Source organism: Halorhabdus sp. CBA1104 (assembly GCF_009690625.1).
Lineage (GTDB): Archaea > Halobacteriota > Halobacteria > Halobacteriales > Haloarculaceae > Halorhabdus.
Genome location: NZ_CP033878.1, coordinates 984,514 through 1,004,731 on the forward strand (window position 1 = coordinate 984,514; position 20,218 = coordinate 1,004,731).

Genomic DNA, 20,218 nt, shown 5'->3' on the forward strand with positions numbered 1-20,218 from the left:
CACGGCCTGCAAGACCACAGCCATGACAACACCAGACGCGCTCGTGGCCGGTGAAGCGTTGATCGACATGTTTCCGACGACCAGTGGGCGATTGGCTGCTGTCGACACTTTCGAACGACGGGCCGGTGGTGCTCCAGCGAATCTCGCCGTCGCGATGGCACGCCTCGGAACGGCACCGTATCTCTGGACGAAGCTGGGCGACGATCCGTTTGGTACCCACCTCGAAGACGTCCTGACCGAACAGGGGGTGCCGGACCGCTTTTTGGAAATCGATCCGTCCCGAAAGACGGCACACACCTTGGTCGGTGACGATCCCGACGCCGACCAGTCGTTCGTCTTCTACAAGGAGGAAACGGCGACGATGGCGATGGAACCCGGGACAGTGCCAGATGAGGTGCTTGCCGACCTGTCGTGGGTCCACTTTGGCGGCGTCATGCTGTGTGAAGAGCCGGCCCGGACGGCGATGCTCGACCTCGCCAAACGCGCGAAGGCCGCCGGCTGTACGGTCTCGTTCGATCCAAACACACGCGAGGACCTCTGGCCGGATCCCGAAAAAATAGGGCCAACGATGCGTGACGCACTCGCGCTCGCCGACGTGATCAAGACCGATCGCGAGGATCTGGCGTCGTTGTTGTCCGACCCCAACGGAGCGATCAGTGCGGTTGCCGAAGAACTGACGACGTTTGGCCCGCACACGGTTTTGCTCACGCAGGGTGAGGCAGGTACCTACGCGCTGGCGACAGAGAGCGCCCCGTGGGGTCCGGCTGTGGCTGATGAGCCGGCTGCCGACGTCGAGGCCGTTGACACGACTGGTGCCGGAGACGCGTTCACTGCTGGCGCGATCAGGAGTCTGATCGACGGTGAGTCACTCGAAGCGGCAGTCGAGTTTGCCAACGCAGTCGGCGCACTCACCACGACTGAGGTGGGCGCCATGGCTCCCCTCCCGACGCGTGCAGACGTCGAACAGCTCCTTGGGTAGATCCCTACCCACACAACAGTCTTATCGCGCCACGCCAAGCGAAAGAGATGCGAGACGAGCCACACAGTAGTTGAGACTGGTCGTCTCAATGCATATGGCAGTCTGGCGTAGTTCATAAATAGTATGAAGACATAGTCTCGGATAGAACGATGGCACGAATTACCGGCTCCTACCCAGACGATCTCGACCTCCTCATCGAGGGTGCTGTCGAGGCTGGTGTGTTCGGGGGCAAGAGCGATGCGTTACGCGAGTTCGTGCGTGAATACTTCGAGGACCACGAGAACGAACGGATTGCAGCTGCGGTCGCCCTCTACGAACGCGAGCGGATCACACTCGGTGATGCTGCGAGACTCGCTGATGTCGATCGCTGGACGATGCGTGACATCCTTCGTGAGCACGGTGTTGCACTTCGACTCGGGCTTGTTGACGAAGACGACGCAGCCGACGAGATAGAGGCAGCACCCGAACTCGAATTCGATGATAGGGACTCGTCTGATGAGGAGTCACGTGTTAAATGACAGGTAACGATCTCCCAGCGAACCCGAGGGTCTTGAACACGACTGTCCTCTCGAATTTTGCGTACATCGGTCAACTGTGGGTAGTTGCTTCCCTCTCTGGAATCTGTACGGTACCAGTCGTTCGTGAGGAGTTCGAACACGGCGTCGATAACCATCTATATCTCCAGGAAGCACTCGATACTCTCGACGAAGAGATCCCGATCGCGCCAATCTCGGACACTGTCGCAAACAGAGAGGCGATTGTCAGTGATCACCTCGATCCAGGGGAAGCACAGGCGTTCGCCCTCGCCGACGCACACGACGGTCGGCTGCTGACAGACGACGGAGATGCCCGAACGTTTGCGAAAGACCACGGCGTGACCGTTGTCGGGTCGGTTGGCGTTCTGTTGGCTGCAATCGATGCTGGGAAGATCGATGAAGCTACTGCTGACGAGTGGCTATCGACGTGGATAGATGAGATCGGCTACTACGTCCCGTATCGGACGATATTAGAATATTGAGAATGACTGTATTGAAGCAGACACAGACCCAGCACTCGCCATTTGGCGAACACCTGAGGCAAGTCGCTGACCGACTACAGGACGTCACAATCAGACGCGTCGGTCGCCTCGCAGTGGTACTCACAAGGTTGATCAACGTGGTCTCCGACCGCACGCACTTGATTGCGGTCGAATTCGATCGCGATCCGGTAGGCCTGATCGTTCGCCAGTGAGAACGCAAGTTCGTTCTCGAAGAACTGCTGGGTGGCACACCGACGCCACAACACAGCGCGGGCAACACGCTCTCCACGGTCGGTCAACTCGACGCCGCGGTAGCGTTCGTACTTGACCAGTCCCTCTTCGGCGAGTGACTCGACCATGCCGGTGACACTCGCGCCACTGACGTCGAGATAGTCAGTGAGTTCACGGTTGCTCACCGGTGATGTATCTACAAGCGTCCGGTAGAGAACGCCACAGAGGTATCGTCCCTCTCCGGGTGTGAGATCGTCAACCACTGCGTGCGTGCTCAAACTCATAATCCTATATCCCGAGAGTGTTCATTCACTGTGATCGTCCACCGTTGTCCCAATTCGCCAGTAAACAATGGTTCGGCCAGTCTTGCGCCGGCGGAGCGCCCCGTCGCTGACCTGCTCGTTCAAGTGTTGCCGGGCAGATTCCGTCGAGATTCCGAGCACGTCGGCGACGTCCGTGCTCGTCACGACTGGTCCATCGACGGCGTCGAACACCGCGAGTACGTCGGCCGCCTCGATCGAATCCGCGAACTGGCCGTCCTCGTCACGAACGCGTTCGCGTCGCCGATCGCCCCGGCACCGACCGTTTCCATGGCCACTCGCTCCACGTTGGTCGCCACGCCTGCCTGCTTTCGGTGTCATCACTCAATCTAGGAAATCAGTCGGCATAACCCTTTTGCCAGTACCCAAATGGTGAGGGCCGTCAATTCAGGCCCTCTACGGTGAATCAGAGTTCGATCCGAGAACCCGCCCCCACGCGAAGGTATGCCTCGTCGAAAGCATCTTCGAGAGCACGTCTGGCGACGTGACCGGTACAGTGCGTCGGTGCGATCCGCTCGACGCGTCCGTCGAGCCACTCGACAACGGGGTCGATCTCGCTCTGATCATCTGACCGAAAGTGGGTTCCGCCGATCACGGTCTGCACCGGTGCGTCGAAGACGCCCTCAGCGTATTCGATCGTGTTCCGGAGGCCAGCGTGACAGCAGCCGAGAACCAGGCTGACCCCGCTCTCGACCTCGATGGCCAGCGACTGGTCGTCCCACACGGGGTCTTCGATTCTCTCGCCGTCCTGGACGTGTTCGCCCGTTCGACTGTCGGGATACTCCCGTGGAATCTCACCGAGTGCATGAATGCCCGGCGCGACCTCGACGGGGTCGGTGTGCGTCGTCACTGACACCTGCGCCTCGATCCAGGACCGATCGTATGGCATCCCGATCGGTTCCTCGTCGTGGTACTTCGACTCGAAGGTCGCCGGGTGACAGTACAACTCCTCGGCGTCGTCGAGAAACGGTGGCAACCCTTTCGTATGATCGTAGTGACCGTGACTCAGGACGATCGTCTCGAAGGGACTGACACCGAGCGTATCGGCGTTGTCGTACGCCACACCCGTCTGCCCGGCGTCGAACAGCAGGTCGTCGATCGCCGCGGAGAATCCCCACTCGGCGCGCAGCCCCTTCGGTCGCGAGCCCTTGACTTCGTTGTCTGCGAGTATCGTGACTGTGGTCATGGAGGTCGTTTGTTTTCACTCCGCGTGATGTTCGTGATGACGTCCTTGGGAGTGGTCGTGGCCCTCGTGCCCATTACAGTGCGACCCGTCTGGCGTCGCCACCTCGAGATCGCCTGCCTCGAACTGTTCGAGCGCCTCGGCGACGGTACCCTCGGTTCCACAGTAGACCTCGATGTCCATCGCGTCGAATCGCTCCACAGCTTTCTGACCGAGGTTGCCACAGAGCAACACGTCGGCCCCGGTCTCGGCGATGATCTTGGGTGGCGAGCGACGGCCACCGTGGTGTTGCCCGTCGTTGTCGATCACCTCGACGCTCTCGGCCTCGGTATCGAGGAGTGTGTAGTTCGGTGCCCGCCCGAAGTGCGGGGAGACTGGTGCCCCAAGCGTGCCGTCTTCGAGACTGGGGACGCAGAGCAACATTTGTTTCAAATATCTATGGGCTCCGGGCTACCTTGTCGGTTCTGATTTCATTGTCAAGTTTTGGCATGGCAAAACCAACGGGTGATAGCGCCGTGGCGATCAGCCAAACAGGACGAACGACGAGACGAGAGACAGGACGCTGACGACGAGCAACGCCGAGAGAACGACGACGACCGGTCTGATTCCGGTCGATCGCATCTCCCGGAGATCGATCTCCATCCCGAGACCGACGAACGCGACGAGGAACAACCCCTGATAGGCCGACTCGAGCAGCGCCACGTCCGTCGAGGAGAGCCATCCGAGACTCGCGATCGTCGCCATGAGGACGAACCCGACCACGAACTTCGGAAACTGCGCCCAGAAGTATCGCCAGCTGACGCCGTCTGCCTGTCCGTCGTCATGTCGTCGGGCGTAATAGATGGCATAGAGGACGGCGACGACGCCGATGAAGATGTTCCGACCAAGTTTCGTCACGGTGGCCCACTCCCCGGCCTGTGGGGAATAAGCGAACCCAGCGGCGACGACGGGGCCGGTCGATACCATACTGACACCTGCCCAGGTGCCAAAGACGATGTCCGGGAGTGCCAGAACCCGTCCCACGACTGGGTACACTGCCAGGGTGACGGCATCGAACAGCAGGATCGTCGCGACGGCGTAGGCGATCTGCTCGCTTTTGGCTTTGATACCCCCCGAGACGGCGACGATGGCCGAAACCCCACAGATGGAGTAGCCGGCCGCCAACAGCGATCCCAGCCGCTCGTTGATCCGAAAGACGTTGCGTGCGATCATCTCGACGAAGAGGAGGCTAAAGATCAGGAAGCCGACGACCAGCGCGAGGAGTTCGACGCCGACCGCGAACAGCTGTCCGATCGCGATGCGAGCGCCCATGAGCACGATTCCCGTCTCGAGCCAGAGTTTCTGCGTGTCGACGCCGTTACTGGCCCACTCCGGAACACCGACTGTGTTCCCAACCACCATCCCCAGTCCGACGGCGACAAGCAACTCGTTGAGGCCCAGGACGGTCGCCGAGAGTCCGCGAGCGAGACCCGCGCCGGCGACGAGAAGGCCGATACCGGGGAGTAACCGCGAGTAGCGTCGAATCATATGTGAACAAATAATTCGTTTACAATCAGATTACGTATGTTTCGGCTCACATAGCGATCACGATCGAAACGACCAATACACCAATTAAGACAGCTATCCACCCGCTTTCGAGCCTCTGAAACCACTTTAGGAGAGAAGTGATTCCCGTCGTGACGAGGTTGAGATACTCGTTTAGCATCACAATTGGGCGCTACAGTGCGTCATAGATATCGGCAATTGTTAGGTTTTAGCATAAGGGAGATAGTTACTTAATAATGATGAGATTGGTCCCAGGCGACAGTGAGCAGGACGTCGCACGATTGAGGGTTAATCGCACACACGTATCTCCAGTATGGATCTCGCATACGGTCCCGTCCCGTCTCGACGGCTCGGTCAGAGCCTCGGGGTCAACACGATCCCGCCCAAGACCTGCACCTATGCTTGCGTTTACTGTCAGCTCGGTCCGACGACGACCACCGGGACAGATCGTCTCGAATTCTTCTCACTCGAGGAGATCGAAACGGCTGTTTGTGACCGCGTCGAGCAGGTCAGGGCCACGGGCGAAGAGATCGATTATCTTTCGATTGTCCCTGACGGTGAGCCGACGCTCGACGCCAATCTCGGGGACATGATCGACCGTCTGGGGGAGTTCGACATCGATGTTGCGGTCATCTCGAACGCATCGTTGTTGTCCAAGCCCGGCGTCAGGGCGGATCTCGCGAAGGCCGACTGGGTGTCGCTGAAGGCAGATGCTGGCACTGCCGAAACCTGGCGGCAGGTCGATCGGCCCAACGGAACGTTGTCTTTCGACGCCATCACGCGCGGGATGGAACTGTTCGCCGAGGAGTTCACGGGCACGTTGACGACCGAAACGATGCTGGTCGACGGACTCAACGACGACGAGACGACACTCCGAGAGACAGCCGAACTGGTCGCGACTGTCGATCCGAACACGGCCTATCTCGCCGTCCCGACGCGTCCGCCCGATGAGGAGTGGGTCGAACCCGCAAGCGAGGGTGCGCTCGCGAGTGCGTATTCGATTTTCGACGACCGACTGGACACTGTCGAATACCTCATCGGCGCGGAGGGGGCGTCGTTCGCCGCGACGGGCGACGGACGTGCGGACATCCTCGGTGTGACGGCTGTCCACCCGATGCAAGAAGGGGGGCTCCGGGAACTACTCGACCGGGACGACGCCGACTGGACGGTCGTCGACGCGTTGCTCGATGCGGGTACGTTGCTCGAACGCGAGTACGGCGGCGAGACGTTCTATCTGCGACCGGTGGAAACGATTGCGGAGTAACGATCCCGAGGCCGACGGATAGCCATTCCCGGCAACCCCGCACACAGGCCAAGTGTTTTTGCGATCGACTGTCCTACGTCGAGGAGCCACCGACGGAACGATCGCGTCCAGGAAGACTCACCATGAGCGAGCCAACCATCACGCTACTGGATGCTTCGATCGGCCAGACGCCCGCCGAGCAGAACTTTCGCCGGGCGTTCGACCTGCCCGTGACGGCTTGGAAGGTGAGCGACGGGGACGTACCACCGGTTCCCGACGGCGACATGTGGACGGGTGATGGAGTCGTCATCTCTGGCTCACAGACTGCCGTCTACGAGGACCGAACGTGGATCGACCGGACGGCCGAGTGGGTCGCCGATGCGGTCGCCGCCGGCGTGCCCGTGTTGGGCGTCTGCTGGGGTCACCAACTCCTCGCCCGTGCGCTGGGCGGAACGGTCGAACCGATGGGCGCGTACGAACTCGGCTACGCCACGGTCGAGCGCGTGGCCGCCGACCCCTTCTTCGATGGGATCGACGACTCCTTTCTTGCCTTCGAGAGCCATTCTGATGCCGTGGGCGAACTGCCCGACGAAGCGACGCTGCTCGCCGAGAACAACCGTGCGACCCAGGCGTTTCGCGTCGAGAACGCCTTCGGTGTCCAGTTCCATCCCGAGTACGACATCGATACTGCCCGGTGGGTCGTCCAGAACAAGGAGGGGGAACTCCCCACGGAACGCGTCGAACGGGTTCTCGACGCCATCACACCGGAACGACACGCTGACACGGCGTCGGCGAACCACGTCTTCGAAAACTTCGAGAAGTTGGTTCGACGGCGGGGCTGAGTACAGTGGGTCGTGTTGCAGTGACGTACTACCTTACTGTTCGGAGAGGGTAAACCACCAGTCGTACTGCTCGTACCCCTCGTCGTCAGCCTCGGCTTCCCGGGCGTCGACATCGTCGCGGGTGCCCGGCGGCGGCAGAAGGACGCGATCGCCGAACCGCTCGTTCTCGGGCCAGTTTGCCGGCGTCGCGACACCCTCGTCGTCACTCTTCTTCAGCGCGTCCAGCGAGCGCAGGATCTCGTCGATGTTGCGGCCGATCTCCTCGGGGTAGTACAGCACCTGCCGGACGACGCCCTCGGGATCGACGATGAACACGGCCCGGACAGTACTCGTGCCCGCACCGGACTGGATCATCCCGAGTTGCTCGCCGACCCGGCCGCTCTCGTCGGCGATGATGGGAAAGCCGATCTCGACACCGATCTCTTCCTCGATCCAGTCGACCCACTTGAGGTGAGAGTGGACCCGGTCGACCGAGAGCCCGATCAGGTTGGCGTTACGCTGCTCGAACTCCTCGCGTCGGTCCTCGAAGGCGACGAACTCGGTCGTACAGACCGGCGTGAAGTCGCCCGGATGGCTGAACAGCACGACCCACTCGCTCGCGTAATCGTCGGGCAGGGAGATCTCGCCGTGAGTCGTCTCGACGGCAAGGTCGGGGAATTCATCGCCGATCAGCGGGATACCGCTCGCGTCGTCTGTCTCGGATTCCATTGCATTGTCTTGTACTATCTTTCCAATATTAAAAACTTCGATGTCGATATGGAAACTTCGATTTTCAAATTGGGAAAGTAAAGGTGATGTATGTAAACTCCGATACCGTACTACCCCATCGCGAGAGCCTGCCATAGCACGAAAATCGCGCCGGCTCCGGCGAGGGTGCTCGCCACCGCGTACTGTCGAACGCGATGAATATTGCGCGAGCACTCGATGGTTCCATGCCCGCTGGAATCGGCGTGAGAGCCGACGTGTGAACACTCCGGCAGCATGTCGATCGCCACGTGTGCGAACACGCCCGTCGAGACGCCGTAAAAGACCGCCTGGACAGTCGCCGAGAGGTCCGGCGTCAGAATCGACAGCGGGATCGCCGCGAGCGCGACCGCCGCCGCCGGGACGATCATCACCGTCCGCGGGATACCGGACTGTCTGAGCGCCTCAGACCCCGTGAAGCCGGCCGGGAACTTGTGGGCGAGAATGCCAAAGCCAAACAGCGCCGAGAGGTCGGGCAGCGACCCGTAGACGACCCCCATGATCGATCCGGCGGCGAGGGCATGCAGCGTGAGTTCGCTGACGGCGGCGTTCAGCGGGAGGTCGTAGTGGCTGACGAGGTGACCGAGTTCGTGGCCGGCGTACCCCAGCAAGTACCCCAGCGCGATGGCGAACCCGCCGTACTCCGGGTGACGACCGATGGCTTTCGGCGCCAGCAGTGCCGCGGCGCTCGCGAGCATTGCGCCACTGGCGAGACCGTAGGCCCAGACCTGGCGGTTGGGTGTGCTGAAGTCAACGAAGAGACTGATCGTCACGCCCGCGGCCATCGCGAGGAAGCCGAAGACGACAACGACGACGAGTGTAGTGCGTTCGGTTACGATGCCGGCCGCCAGCACGCTGACGAAGAGGATCGCGGTGACAGCGCTGACTACCTTTGCGATGCGATCCCGTCGTGGTTCCTCGGTTTTGGTTGGTGTCATGGTGTGTCCGTCTCGATCGCGACGTCTATTGATGGTTGGTTCGGCAAGCCAATAATAACTCACTACTTAATCTTAATAAGAATTGCTATCTACGACCTTCTCATTAGTAATTCGCCCTGGTTTCCGGCGGGAGCCCGCGTCCCAGGGGGGCCAGGCGTCGATCGACGCGATGCCACGCCGACGAAAGCGCAATATTTACTTCTATCTCCCCGAAATTTTTCGGCACGCCAAAATTAGGTGAGACTAAGTAACGAAAACTCGCTCCGATGGGACGGCCGCTCCGGGAGGAAGAACACGGGAGACGGACGAAATCGAGGCAGGCGACGCCAACAGCGCAAGCGCCTCGCTGACGTCGAGTGCGGCAAAGCGGGGACTGTCGAACAGATAAGCGATCGCTTCCGGGAATACCTTCGCTCGATGGGTATCCGGCCGGGCAAGGAGATCACGGTCTGCTCGAAACAGCCCTTCGAGGGCCCAGTCGTCGTCTCGATCGGCCGATCGACCGTCTCGTTGAGTCGGTCCCAGGCACGAGAACTCGAGATCGTTCTCGAAGAATTACCGGCCAATCGACGGTACTGCTGGTCGGCCACCCAAACGTCGGGAAGAGCGCACTGTTCAACCGTCTGGCCGGGGCGAACATCACCGAGTCGAACTACCCGGGAACCACCGTCGATTATACCGAAAGTGAGTTGCGTCTCGACGGCGAGGCCGCCCGACTCGTCGACGTCCCGGGGACGTTCTCGCTCGACCCGAAAGACCGAGCCGAGGCTGTTGCAGTGGAGTTCCTCGATTCGAATCCCGAGGCCGTGACCGTCTGTGTCCTCGATGCCACCTGGATCGAACGCGGTCTCAATCTCGTCCTCGAGGTGCTCGAACGCGGTCATCCCGCCGTCGTCGCCCTGAACATGTGGGACGAGACACGCGAGAAGGGCGTCGACGTGGACGTTGACGCGCTCTCCGCGCTGCTCGGCGTCCCAGTCGTCCCCACGGTCGCGACTGAGGGTGTCGGTACAGACGATCTCCGGACCGAGATCGCCAGTGCGCCGACGACCTCGACGGAGACGATCTGGGAGCGGCTCCCGACGGTCCCGGAGGCGGTCGACGACGAATCGGTGGCGGCCTCGACTCGGGACGAACTGGGAGCCGCGGCGCCGGACGAAGACATCCTCACACCGGGCGCGCGCTGGGATCTCGTCGACGCCATCGTCGAGGAGTGCGTGACCTACCACGACACCGAGCTGTCGCTTGCGGAGTTGCTCGGTCGCCTCGCCGTCGCACCCAAGACGGGGCTACCATTTGCCGTCGCCGTGCTCTATGGCATGTGGTCGTTTTTCGGTACCGTCACCGGTTTCTTCACCGACGGCTACTTCGTGCCGCTGTTCGACGACGTCTGGCTGCCCTGGCTCCAGGACATCTTCCCGATGGAAGGAAGCTGGCTGTACTTCCTGATCGTCGGTGACCCTGCGGCAACCAACAGCTTCGAGGCCTTCGGCATCCTCACCAGTGGGTTGTTCGTCGCCGTCGGCGTCGTCTTGCCGGCAATCCTCGCGCTGTATCTGCTACTGGCGATCTTAGAGGATTCCGGGTACGTCGCCCGACTCGCTGTCCTGCTCGACACGGTCTTTCACCGGATCGGTCTCCACGGTTTCGCGATCGTCCCGATGGTCCTCTCCTTTGGCTGTAACGTGCCAGGCGTCGCGGCGACTCGGACCCTCGAGACCGACAAACAGCGATTCATGACGATGACGCTCCTTTCGGTGTTCATACCGTGTGGTGCCCAACTGGGCGTGATGCTCTCGCTCATCCCGCAGTACACCGGCTACATCCTGCTGTACTTGCTGGCTGGCTTTTTCGTCTTCGGGGCGATTTTGAACCGCCTTGTGCCAGGTTCTTCGCCGGAAGTCGCCATCGACATCCCACCGATGCGACAGCCCCGCCTCGACAACGTCGCGACGAAGCTCTGGCTGCGCCTGCGTGGGTTCGTGACGACGGCTATTCCCTTCGTGCTGTTCGGCGTCGCCGTCGTCAACGTCCTCTATCTCGGCGGAGCCATCGAATGGCTCGCAACCGCGCTCCAGCCGGTGCTTTCGGGCTGGTTCGGCGTGCCCGGCGAGACCGTACCCGCGTTGGTCGCCGGCTTCATGCGCAAGGACCTCGCAGTCGCACAGTTGAGTGCTGTCTCGATGACGCCTTTCCAGACGATCATGTCCGTGGTGATGGTGAGCATCTACTTCCCCTGCGTGGCGACGTTCGCGATGTTACTCAAGGAAGGCCGGGAGAGCGGTGGCGCACTGAAAGTACTCGGCGGCGCGCTCGCGACCCTCGTCGCCGCACTGTTCCTCTGGGGCGGGCTGCTTCGCCTGATCGGGATCGCACTGGGGGTAGCCTGACCATGCGCCGCGACGACGTCTACTTCGGCGCACTCGGCCTCGCCGTTGCCCTGTCTGGGGTCGTCGCCGTCCTTCGGGGCGTCGGCGTCAGTGTCACAGACCCGAACGCAATCGTTCCGCTCGTGACCGTCGCCGGGACCTTTCTGGTGTGGCGCGGGATCATCCTGCTGCTGGTCGGGTGGTTGTTCCTCTCAAATGTGACCGACGGCCTCGACGACCGAGAGAATCAGGCGACGGTCGTCATGGCAAGCCTGATGCTCTGGATCGTCGCCGGGGCCGACCTGCTTTCTCGGGTCCTCGGGGCGATCCCTGGCGGCTCGGACGTCTGGCTCGCCGGGCCGGTCGAGGTCGTCGCCGCGCTCGGGCCACCGTACGGGCCAGCGCTGCTTTTCGCCCCGCTCGCGCTTGTCGCGCTGCGATACAGGCACTCGTCGGACGGTGACGACCAATGAGGACGTATCGTGCCGTCCTCGCTCGACTCGATGCGGGGGCCTCCCCCGAGCGAATCGCCGACGACCTCGACCGGCGCGAGGACGCCGTCCGGGCCATCCTCGAATCAATGCGCCGGGAAGGCCACGTCCGCCGGATCGACTGCAGCGAAACTGGCTGTTCGGCCTGCCCGATGGCGGATGCGTGCCCGACGCCGACGAGCCAGACGGCCCAGTACGTCGTCTCGGCCGACGGGCGAGCGCTACTTGGAGACGAACGCTCGAGCGAACAACTGACCGAGCGCTAGGGATCGGTCCCACCACCGATATTGTGCGAATTTAGAATACTATCGGAACGACTTTGCCTGCCGACTGACAAGCGGAGCCGTATGACCGAGGGGGTCTCCACCGACAATGTCGAGTCGACGATCGCCGACATAACGCACCCTGAGATCGACGCGACGCTTCTCGAACTGGGAATGATCGACGATGTTCGAACCGGGGGCGAGGAAGTCACGATCGACGTGGCGATTCCGATGGCCGGGATCCCCGACGCGATCAAACAACTTCTGGCCCGTCGTCTTGCCGACGCACTCGATTCGATGGACGTCGAACTCACCGTCCAGTTCGTCCTGATGGACGAGGAGACTCGCGAGAACTTCTTCGAGATGGAAGAAGACAACTGGAGCGGTCTCGACGGCGAGGACGGCCCGGACAAACCAGTCGGCGAGGCCGACGACAGCGGATCTGGCGCCCCGTTTTGACCGACTTGGAATATATTTATCACGTTTTACTGACTACCAGGGACGCTCGTGCTGTGGGGTATATTGGACTGATAAAACAATATTGGTCCTGGTCAATCACCACTGATAGAACCGGATCCGCCAGGTGATGCCGGGGGCCAGACGCAGCACTCATCACGGACGACATTCACCATCAACGCGACGACCCCACTTTCGACGAGGAAGGCGATCGCCAGGAGACTCGACGTGGACAGTCCGCCCATCGCTCGTTCGTTGGTTCTTGGCTGCCTTCCGTATGTCAACTCCGCCCTCAGAGATGCCGACATCCAATAACTAGACATGTGGGGAAAATAAAATACTATATGCGGATAATACGGGGCCTCTCAAGATAAAAGCGGTCTATAGGGTATATACACTCTATCTAAGCTCGAAACATTCATCATCTTTTCTATAGTATTGTAGAATTCCCAAACTATTATGTTGTGCAGTCACTCTCGAAATGGTATGAGCACACACGTTGCCGTGATCGGTGCCTACGGGAGTGCCGGCGGTGCGGTCGCCAGACAGCTCGCCGACGAGCCCGACGCCGAACTGACACTGATCGACGACGGCGATCCGGGCGGTGGACTGTGTATCCAGGCCGGGTGTATGCCTTCGAAGGAACTCCTATCGGCGGCCGAACACCGCTTTGCCGCGCGCAACGACGACCGCCTCGATGGATCGCTGTCGGCGGTCGACCTCGAGGCCGTCATCGAACAGAAGGACGAACACACGTCCAACTGGGCGGCCCGGCGACGGAGCGCGATCGAGGGCCTCGCCGAGCGCGACGGCGTGGAGTTCGTCCACGAGACCGCACGCTTCGTCGACGACCGCGTCATCGAAATCGGCGATCGGACGATCGAGCCCGACTACGTCGTGATCGCGACGGGCTCGACGCTCGACGTGCCACCGGTTCCGGGCATCGAGGACGTTACCGTCCGGACGAGTGCCGATGTCTTCGACGCCACCGAGTTCGGTGACTCCGCGATCGTGCTCGGACTCGGGTACGTTGGCCTGGAACTCGCGCCGTACCTCAGCGAGGCCGCCGGGATGGACGTGACGGCACTCGAAATGCTGCCGGAACTCCTCTTGGAAGCCGACTCCGGATTCGGCGAGGATCTGGCCGCGTACTATCGTGAGGCTTTCGACATGGATGTCCGGACGAACGCCGAGTCGCGCCGGATCGAACCGACAGATGACGGCGGCGTTCGGGTGACCGTCGAGCAGGGTGGCGAGGCAGAGACGATCGAAGCCGAGGAGTTGTACGCGTTCACCGGCCGCAAGCCGGCACTCGATGGACTCGGTCTCGAGAACACGGCACTGGAGCCGGGCGAGGAGTGGGTCGCCGACACGATGCAGGCCGAGGGCGACGATCGAGTCTTCGTCGTCGGCGACGCCAACGGTCGCGAACCTATCTTGCACGTCTCGAAGAAGCAGGCCGCGACGGCCGCGTCCAACCTTCTGGCCGACCGCAACGAGGACACCCTCGAGAGCTACCAGCCCACCCACCACCACGTCATCTTCTCGGGACTCGGTCGGCTCCCGTTCGTCCGCGTGGGCCACTCCGTCGAGTCTGCCGAGGCCGCCGACCTGGAGCACGTCACCGTCGACGCCGAGGCCGCCGGGGACGGCGTGTTCAAGGCCAAAGACGCGCCCGAGGGACGGGCACGGCTCGTCGTCGGGACCGACGGCACCGTCTTGGGGTACCAGGGACTGCACTACCACGCCGACGTGATGGCAAAGACGATGCAACTGGCCGTCGAGATGGAGCTGGACGTCCGGGAGATCCCCGACCGGGCCTATCACCCGACGACGCCCGAAATTCTCGACTCGCTGCTCGCCGAAGCAACTGCGGAACTCGACGCCGTGATCGAGGAACGGACGACCGCGAGTCGCTGACGAGCGGGCTCATCATGGCGAGAGCATAGCCCCCGATGCCAACCGTTAATATCTGAGGGACGTGCCTTTCAGTATGCCTATCGTCAGCGTCTCGATGCCGGAAGAGCTGGTCGAATGCTTAGACCAGTTCGCCGAGGAGAACGGCTACAGCGGGCGCAGCGAGGTAATTCGCGACGCCAGCCGCGAGTTGCTCGACGAGTTCGACGACCAGTCCCTGGAAGGGCGGCAGTTGATGGCGACGGTCACGGTCATGTTCGATTACCAGACCGGCAGCGTCGAGCGGGAGATGATGGAGATCCGCCACGAGTTCGACGGCGTCGTCGAATCGAACTTCCACACTCACGTCGGCGACAATTTCTGTCTCGAATTATTTGTCCTCGAAGGATCACTCGAAGCGATCTCGACGGTCGTCGGGACGATCCGGGCGACAAAAGGCGTCCAGACGGTCAGCTATTCGGTCGTCCCGATGGACGACGACCTGCTCGTCGAGTGACGACGGCTGACTATCTCGCCGTCCGCACACGACGACCTGCCCGGCAAGGTAACACTCCCTTCGCCAACCGCAGCAGAGACCGTCGACGGTCGTGGGATGGACGCCAACAATTGTCTGCCGGTCATCAAACGCAGATATCTCGATAATAGCAGTGTACACGATCCGAAACTCTCCGCCTCGAACGAGTAGATTTCTTCAGAGCTGTCGGTTCCACTCGGCAGTGTCGAATTGCTCTTCGACGAGTTCCTGTGCGCTCGTGAGTTCCTCATTAGTAAGTGATCGCTCTCTCGCACCCTCTCGCTCCCGAACCCCACGTTTCAGCGCGTCGATCACGGCCGATCGCGGGATCTCAATGTGATCGGCGATTTTGGCGACGCGCTTCTCGGCGGAGGCGATCGCCTTGTCCGAGACTTTCTCTTCGCCGACGCGCAGGACGCGTAGCATTTCCGCGATGTCGAGATCGAAACTCATCGTCGTGTGATGCAGGACGGCGCCGTCGGTTCGACGCTGGGCCGACCCGCCGATCTTGCCCTCGGCGTGGGCGATGTCGTTCAGTGGTTCGTGATACGCGTCAACACCCAGTTCCTGAAGTGCCTCGATGGCCCACCCATCGAGGTCGGCGTAGCTCCCCCGGATGTCGTCGCTCACCAGGTCGGCAGGGAGGTACAGCGAGTAGGTAATGACCGCCCCCGGCTGGACGAACATCGCGCCGCCGCCCGTAATCCGCCGGACGACGTCGATACCTTCGCGTTCGACGTACTCGGCGGCGACCTCGTCGGCGTAGGCCTGAAACCGACCGAGCGCGATTGCCGGCGACTCGCGGTACCAGATCCGCAATGTCGGGCCGATCTCACCGCTCGCGACGCGATCGAGGAGGACGCGTTCGAGTGCCTGTTGGGTGGCCTCGCTGTAGGTCCCTGAATCGACGATCGTCCAGGAGTCATCAGTCCGGAACGGCCCACCCGGAGAGCCTTCACTCATCGAGGGCCTCCATCGTCAGGTCGGCGAGATCGTCGATCGAGAAGCCGATCAGGGTGGCCTCGACCGTTTCGAGGGCGGCGATGATCGTCTCGCGGTCGGCGTCTGCGTCGTGGCCCTCGAGTTCGCTCTCGAGGTCGCGACGCGCTTGCGGGGGTTCGACGAAGAAGTCGCCAGTAATCCTCACGTCGTCGATCCGGTCATCGGCCTCGATATCGACGCGGACGAGTTTGCCGTCGGGTACGTTTTTCGAGGTTCGTGTGGGCATAGTGACGTAGAAACGACGACTCAGTTTGCAGTGTGAATCGCCTCGCCGCGGGCGTTCGCGGCGGCTTCCATGACGGCCTCCGAGAGCGTCGGGTGGGTGTGGACGGTCTCGGCGATGTCGGACAGTCGAGCGTCCATCTCGATGGCGAGGGCGACCTCGGCGATCATTTCCGAAGCGTTCGGCCCGACGATCTGTGCGCCGAGGACGAGTTCCGTTCGACTGTCGGCGATGATTCGGACGAACCCATCTGTCTCACCCAATGTCAGCGCCCGCCCGTTACTCGCGAGGGGCATCCGACCGACGACCGGGTAGTAGCCTGCCTCGCGGGCCTGGTCTTCGTTCATACCGACGGTCGCGACCTCGGGGTCGGTGAAGACGACGGCGGGCATCGACTGATAGTCCAACACGGAGGGTTCGCCGGCGATGGCTTCGGCGGCGACTTCGCCCTCGCGGCTGGCCTTGTGGGCCAGCATCGGCTCGCCGACGACGTCGCCGATCGCGAAGATCCGCTCGCAGGTCGTCCGTCCCTGTGCGTCGGTCTTGACGAACCCGTCGTCATCGAGTTCGATCCCCGCGGCTGCCAGGTTAGCCGTGTCTGTGACCGGCTCACGTCCACCGACGACAAACACCTTCTCGGCTTCGAAGGAGTGGCGATCGCCGTCTTCGTCTTCCGTGTAGACGACGATACCGTCGTCAGTCTCCTCCCAGCGGTTGGCTATCTCGTCGAACCGGAAGTCGATACCGAAATCTTCGGCGCGCTCCCGGACGAGTCGAGAGACGTCGTCATCGTAGCCGCTGAGGACGTCGTCGAACATCTCGACGACGGTGACGTCAGTCCCGAGCTTCTGAAACACCGTCGACAGCTCCATGCCGATGTAGCCCGCACCGATGACGACCAGCGAGTCGGGCCGTTCGTCCAGAGCGAGAGCATCACGCGAGTTCAGTACGTACTCGCTGTCGAACGGGAAGTCCGGGATCTCGATCGGTCGACTTCCCGTCGCGACGATGGCGTTCCCGAAGTCGATCGCCGTTTCGCCCTTGTCGGTCGTGATTTTCGCCCGTCGGTTGTTGACGAACTCGGCGATACCATCGACCACTGTGACTCCCTGTGCGTTACACAACTGCTCGACGCCGCCGGTCAACTGCTCGACCACGTCGTCTTTCCAGCCGGTCAACTGATCGATGTCGACGGTCGGATCGGCACTGACGCCGAGGTGTTCGGCATTGGCGGCCTCGTAAGCGATATCGGCCCCGTGGATGAGTGCCTTCGAAGGTATACATCCGTAGTTGAGGCAGGTGCCACCGACGGCGTCGTCTTCGACTAGGGTCACGTCCAGGCCGAGTTGTCCGGCGCGAATGGCGGCGACGTAGCCACCGGGGCCGGCACCGATAATGAGTACGTCAGTCCGTTCAGGGACGCCTTCGACGCTTCCCGGACTCGGGATGTCCATCGAGATATCCTCACCAACTGGTCTGACCGTCCGATCGGACGCGCTGGCGGTCGGCTGGCGGTCGGCCCCGGCTGAATCGTCGCTCGTTTCCTCGCCAGATCCCGTCCCTTCGGCTGGCTGTTCCGGGCCGCCCCCTTCGGCGTTTGTCTCTGGGCCGATATCCGACGGGTCCGCCGACTCGTAGGTGAACAACGTCTCGCCGACTTCGACATCCTCGCCCTCCTCGGCGACGATCTCGACGATCGTGAGTGCTTCAGGCGCGGTCACTTCGACGATCGACTTGTCGGTCTCGACCTCGGCGACGAGCGTGTCCTCGGCGACTGTCTCGCCGTTTTCGACCTCGAGGGCGACGAGTCGGCCCTCCGAGGCCCCATCACCGAGATCGGGGACTACAAAGGCTGTTGACATCTGAAATAGCCTCAGAAGAGCCCCTCAGGCGTCCTTCTCGGCGTCCAGTTCCTCGAGGATCTCGTAGGCCTCGATGGCGTAGGTCATGGCCGGACCGCCGCCCATCAGGACGGCGACCTCGAGGGTCTCGATGACTTCTTCGCGCGTCGCACCCGCCTCGAGCGCGCCGTCTAAGTGCCAGAGGACGCAGTGTTCACACCGCGCGGCACACCCGACAGCCAGGGACATGAGCTCTTTTGTCTTCGTGTCGAGCGCTCCGGGGCTCTCGGCGGCTTCGACGTAGCCGGCGAACCCCTCGAGGTTCTCAGCTTCGCCGACGAGTTCGTGCAGGCTCTGCTTCATTTCGGCAAGTTCGTTGGATTTCGACATCAGTTTACTGTTCGTCTCTAGCGGCATAAATACCCGGAAAATAGGCGATACAGATTCTCTAAGACCTGTTTTTAGCTGTGGCTAAACCCCGGGATTCCGGACGTCGCCCGGATCCTCGAGTCGAATCGCGACCTGTCAGCCGACGTTATTGGATCGGTTTTGCGGGGGCGAAACCCCAACAAATCCGACTGAATCAGTCCGAAACGACGGGCGAAGACTGCTGGGCAGCGATAGTCCCGTCGAAAGACTGGGCGAGCAACTGCTGGACATGTTGCTGGACAGGGTGTCCGGAAGCAGTCAGCTCCGTGTAGGCCGACAGCGGCGAGAGGTCCCCGATCAACACGCCACCGACGAGCATTCCGTCCCTGAAGGCGAGGCGACGCCACTCCTGGTCGCCGTACTGGCGCTCGTGATACGTCTCGCCGAGCCCCGGGTGGCCAAAGGAGGCCAGCGGGAACTCAAAGTGCGAAACGGTATAGGAGGGGACGTACTCGAACGCTTCCATTCCCCCTCCATCGGCGAGCATGTTCTCGGCAGCCAATTCGCCCTGGGCACTCGCACTGCCCCACGATCCGTTGCTGACCGGCTGGTCGAGAAGCGGGTCGTTGTACCGTGCAACGTCGCCCGCCGCCCAGACCGAGGAGTCCGTCGTCCGGAGATATTCATCGACCAGTACACCACCGTCGAGGTCGATCGACGTTTCCTCGAGGAGTCCCGTGTTTGGTTCGGTCCCGATGGCGATGCCGATGCAATCGCTGTCGTAGACCGTGCCATCGTCTGCTTCCGTGGCGCGGACGTGACCGTCTTCGTCAGTCTGGAAGCGCTCGACTTCGGTCTCGGTGACTGGCGTTACGCCCATTTCCCGCAGTGCATCGTGGACGATTTCGGCACCGATTGGTGACATCGCCCGGGAGAACCAACGGTCCCCGCGGATGAGATAGTGGGCCTCGACGTCCTGGGCGGCGGCGATCGCAGCGTAATCGATGCCGAGCAACCCGCCACCGACGATCGTCCCCGTCTCGGCTGCTTTGGCTTTCTTGCGGATTCGTTCGGCGTCTTCGATCGTCCAAAAGGATGTGACGCCGTCAGCGTCGGCGTTCTCGACGGGAAGCGAGCGTGGCGTCACGCCAGTCGCGATCAACAGGTCGTCGTAGGAGACCGATTCACCGCCCATGGTCAGGACTGTCTTTGCCGTCGTATCGACCGTCTCGACGCGGCTCTCCAGCCGGAGATCGATGTCACGCTCGTCGTACCATGCCTGGTCGTGCATCCGGACCGCATCAGCGTCGAGCGTGCCCTTAGCGTACTCCTTGATCAGAATCCGATTGTACAATGGTTCGGACTCGGCGGTCAGTACGGTGATCGAGGCGTCGTTCGTCCGCTCGGCGAGGGTCTCCGCTGCCGCACTTCCAGCGATGCCGTCGCCGACAATGACGTACGAATTGTCGCTGCCGTCTCGGAGGGTGTGTGGTGTCATAGGTAGTGGTTCCGGGAGGCCGCGGGCGACGTCTCCGTCACCGCGCCAGTATTGTCCTTTTCATCCATTACTATGGATTGTATACAGATAAACCTATGTGTAATAAATACCACGAAGATTGAGTAATAATTGATAATAGTGATACAGCACGGATTGTTATTGTAAATATTGCACACAAAACTCCATCCTAGTATTGCACGAATCCGGCTGTACGTGGCTCAATTCGATAGCT

Annotated in this window: 23 protein-coding genes and 2 pseudogenes; 12 read left to right on the forward strand and 13 right to left on the reverse strand. The window is 61.6% G+C overall.

The genetic code is table 11. The features are described 5' to 3' along the window. The first annotated feature begins 22 nt into the window (after positions 1–22). The 3 genes from Hrd1104_RS05060 to Hrd1104_RS05070 all read left to right on the forward strand — a co-directional run bounded on the left by Hrd1104_RS05060 (position 23) and on the right by Hrd1104_RS05070 (position 1,997). Positions 23–979 (forward strand): carbohydrate kinase family protein, encoded by a 957-nt coding sequence (locus Hrd1104_RS05060; protein ID WP_154551723.1) that lies wholly within the window; start codon positions 23–25, stop codon positions 977–979. Between the two features lie 149 nt (positions 980–1,128). Then, positions 1,129–1,497, forward strand: coding sequence for a UPF0175 family protein (locus tag Hrd1104_RS05065; protein ID WP_154551724.1), 369 nt, complete (start codon positions 1,129–1,131; stop codon positions 1,495–1,497). Then, positions 1,494–1,997 (forward strand): twitching motility protein PilT, encoded by a 504-nt coding sequence (locus Hrd1104_RS05070; RefSeq protein ID WP_154551725.1) that lies wholly within the window; start codon positions 1,494–1,496, stop codon positions 1,995–1,997. Before Hrd1104_RS05065 ends, Hrd1104_RS05070 begins: the two co-directional genes overlap by 4 nt. Before the next feature lie 74 nt (positions 1,998–2,071). Here the strand turns inward: Hrd1104_RS05070 and Hrd1104_RS05075 are convergent, their stop codons facing one another. From Hrd1104_RS05075 to Hrd1104_RS05095, 5 genes are all read right to left on the reverse strand, one after another. Then, on the reverse strand, positions 2,072–2,512 hold the full coding sequence (locus Hrd1104_RS05075; RefSeq protein WP_154551726.1) for a metal-dependent transcriptional regulator: 441 nt from the start codon (positions 2,510–2,512) through the stop codon (positions 2,072–2,074). Between the two features lie 21 nt (positions 2,513–2,533). Continuing rightward, entirely contained in the window at positions 2,534–2,869 is a 336-nt protein-coding gene (locus Hrd1104_RS05080) for a hypothetical protein (RefSeq protein WP_229770543.1), read from the reverse strand. Between the two features lie 85 nt (positions 2,870–2,954). Then, entirely contained in the window at positions 2,955–3,734 is a 780-nt protein-coding gene (locus Hrd1104_RS05085) for an MBL fold metallo-hydrolase (protein ID WP_154551727.1), read from the reverse strand. 15 nt (positions 3,735–3,749) lie between these two features. Beyond that, positions 3,750–4,154 (reverse strand): NifB/NifX family molybdenum-iron cluster-binding protein, encoded by a 405-nt coding sequence (locus Hrd1104_RS05090; protein ID WP_154551728.1) that lies wholly within the window; start codon positions 4,152–4,154, stop codon positions 3,750–3,752. 99 nt (positions 4,155–4,253) lie between these two features. After that, positions 4,254–5,258 (reverse strand): YeiH family protein, encoded by a 1,005-nt coding sequence (locus tag Hrd1104_RS05095; protein ID WP_154551729.1) that lies wholly within the window; start codon positions 5,256–5,258, stop codon positions 4,254–4,256. Between the two features lie 331 nt (positions 5,259–5,589). Between Hrd1104_RS05095 and Hrd1104_RS05100 the strand changes: the two genes are divergently transcribed. Together Hrd1104_RS05100 and Hrd1104_RS05105 are read left to right on the forward strand one after the other, a co-directional pair. Beyond that, a complete protein-coding gene (locus tag Hrd1104_RS05100; protein WP_154551730.1) occupies positions 5,590–6,540 on the forward strand; it encodes a radical SAM protein in 951 nt (316 codons plus the stop codon). A 122-nt stretch (positions 6,541–6,662) separates the two neighbouring features. Further along, entirely contained in the window at positions 6,663–7,361 is a 699-nt protein-coding gene (locus tag Hrd1104_RS05105) for a type 1 glutamine amidotransferase (RefSeq protein ID WP_154551731.1), read from the forward strand. A gap of 33 nt (positions 7,362–7,394) precedes the next feature. On the opposite strand, the gene Hrd1104_RS05110 is transcribed toward Hrd1104_RS05105, so the two are convergent. Together Hrd1104_RS05110 and Hrd1104_RS05115 are read right to left on the reverse strand one after the other, a co-directional pair. Further along, a complete protein-coding gene (locus Hrd1104_RS05110) occupies positions 7,395–8,069 on the reverse strand; it encodes a peroxiredoxin (protein WP_154551732.1) in 675 nt (224 codons plus the stop codon). Between the two features lie 110 nt (positions 8,070–8,179). Continuing rightward, positions 8,180–9,043: a ZIP family metal transporter gene (locus Hrd1104_RS05115; RefSeq protein WP_154551733.1), complete on the reverse strand. Its 864-nt coding sequence runs from the start codon at positions 9,041–9,043 to the stop codon at positions 8,180–8,182. Positions 9,044–9,280: 237 nt separating this feature from the next. On the opposite strand from Hrd1104_RS05115, the pseudogene Hrd1104_RS13565 reads away from it, so the two are divergent. The 7 genes and pseudogenes from Hrd1104_RS13565 to Hrd1104_RS05150 form a co-directional block, all read left to right on the forward strand. Next, positions 9,281–9,526 (forward strand): annotated as a pseudogene (locus Hrd1104_RS13565) (FeoA family protein); the annotation flags it as partial. Between the two features lie 140 nt (positions 9,527–9,666). Further along, positions 9,667–11,433: a FeoB small GTPase domain-containing protein gene (locus Hrd1104_RS05125; RefSeq protein ID WP_370454835.1), complete on the forward strand. Its 1,767-nt coding sequence runs from the start codon at positions 9,667–9,669 to the stop codon at positions 11,431–11,433. 2 nt (positions 11,434–11,435) lie between these two features. After that, positions 11,436–11,885 (forward strand): hypothetical protein, encoded by a 450-nt coding sequence (locus Hrd1104_RS05130; protein WP_154551735.1) that lies wholly within the window; start codon positions 11,436–11,438, stop codon positions 11,883–11,885. After that, the gene (locus tag Hrd1104_RS05135) at positions 11,882–12,169 is read left to right on the forward strand and encodes a FeoC-like transcriptional regulator (RefSeq protein ID WP_154551736.1); all 288 of its coding nucleotides are present in this window, start codon (positions 11,882–11,884) and stop codon (positions 12,167–12,169) included. The genes Hrd1104_RS05130 and Hrd1104_RS05135 overlap by 4 nt, the downstream gene beginning before the upstream one ends. Before the next feature lie 81 nt (positions 12,170–12,250). Next, complete coding sequence (locus tag Hrd1104_RS05140) at positions 12,251–12,625, forward strand: iron-sulfur cluster assembly protein (protein WP_154551737.1); 375 nt, start codon at positions 12,251–12,253, stop codon at positions 12,623–12,625. 483 nt (positions 12,626–13,108) lie between these two features. After that, positions 13,109–14,542 carry an NAD(P)/FAD-dependent oxidoreductase gene (locus Hrd1104_RS05145; RefSeq protein ID WP_154551738.1) on the forward strand — a complete coding sequence of 478 codons (1,434 nt, stop codon included), beginning with the start codon at positions 13,109–13,111 and terminating at the stop codon, positions 14,540–14,542. Between the two features lie 73 nt (positions 14,543–14,615). Further along, positions 14,616–15,035, forward strand: coding sequence for a CopG family ribbon-helix-helix protein (locus Hrd1104_RS05150; protein WP_154551739.1), 420 nt, complete (start codon positions 14,616–14,618; stop codon positions 15,033–15,035). 195 nt (positions 15,036–15,230) lie between these two features. Here the strand turns inward: Hrd1104_RS05150 and Hrd1104_RS05155 are convergent, their stop codons facing one another. From Hrd1104_RS05155 to Hrd1104_RS05175, 6 genes and pseudogenes are all read right to left on the reverse strand, one after another. Then, positions 15,231–16,016 carry a biotin/lipoate A/B protein ligase family protein gene (locus Hrd1104_RS05155; RefSeq protein WP_154551740.1) on the reverse strand — a complete coding sequence of 262 codons (786 nt, stop codon included), beginning with the start codon at positions 16,014–16,016 and terminating at the stop codon, positions 15,231–15,233. Next, complete coding sequence (locus Hrd1104_RS05160) at positions 16,009–16,281, reverse strand: lipoate protein ligase C-terminal domain-containing protein (RefSeq protein ID WP_154551741.1); 273 nt, start codon at positions 16,279–16,281, stop codon at positions 16,009–16,011. The genes Hrd1104_RS05155 and Hrd1104_RS05160 overlap by 8 nt, the downstream gene beginning before the upstream one ends. A gap of 20 nt (positions 16,282–16,301) precedes the next feature. Further along, positions 16,302–17,732, reverse strand: coding sequence for a dihydrolipoyl dehydrogenase (gene lpdA, locus Hrd1104_RS05165; protein WP_229770565.1), 1,431 nt, complete (start codon positions 17,730–17,732; stop codon positions 16,302–16,304). A gap of 243 nt (positions 17,733–17,975) precedes the next feature. Beyond that, a pseudogene (locus Hrd1104_RS13280) lies at positions 17,976–18,140 on the reverse strand (biotin/lipoyl-containing protein); the annotation flags it as partial. Positions 18,141–18,164: 24 nt separating this feature from the next. Then, positions 18,165–18,509, reverse strand: coding sequence for a carboxymuconolactone decarboxylase family protein (locus Hrd1104_RS05170; RefSeq protein ID WP_154551743.1), 345 nt, complete (start codon positions 18,507–18,509; stop codon positions 18,165–18,167). A 193-nt stretch (positions 18,510–18,702) separates the two neighbouring features. After that, positions 18,703–19,986, reverse strand: coding sequence for an NAD(P)/FAD-dependent oxidoreductase (locus tag Hrd1104_RS05175; RefSeq protein ID WP_154551744.1), 1,284 nt, complete (start codon positions 19,984–19,986; stop codon positions 18,703–18,705). Between the last annotated feature and the right edge of the window lie 232 nt (positions 19,987–20,218).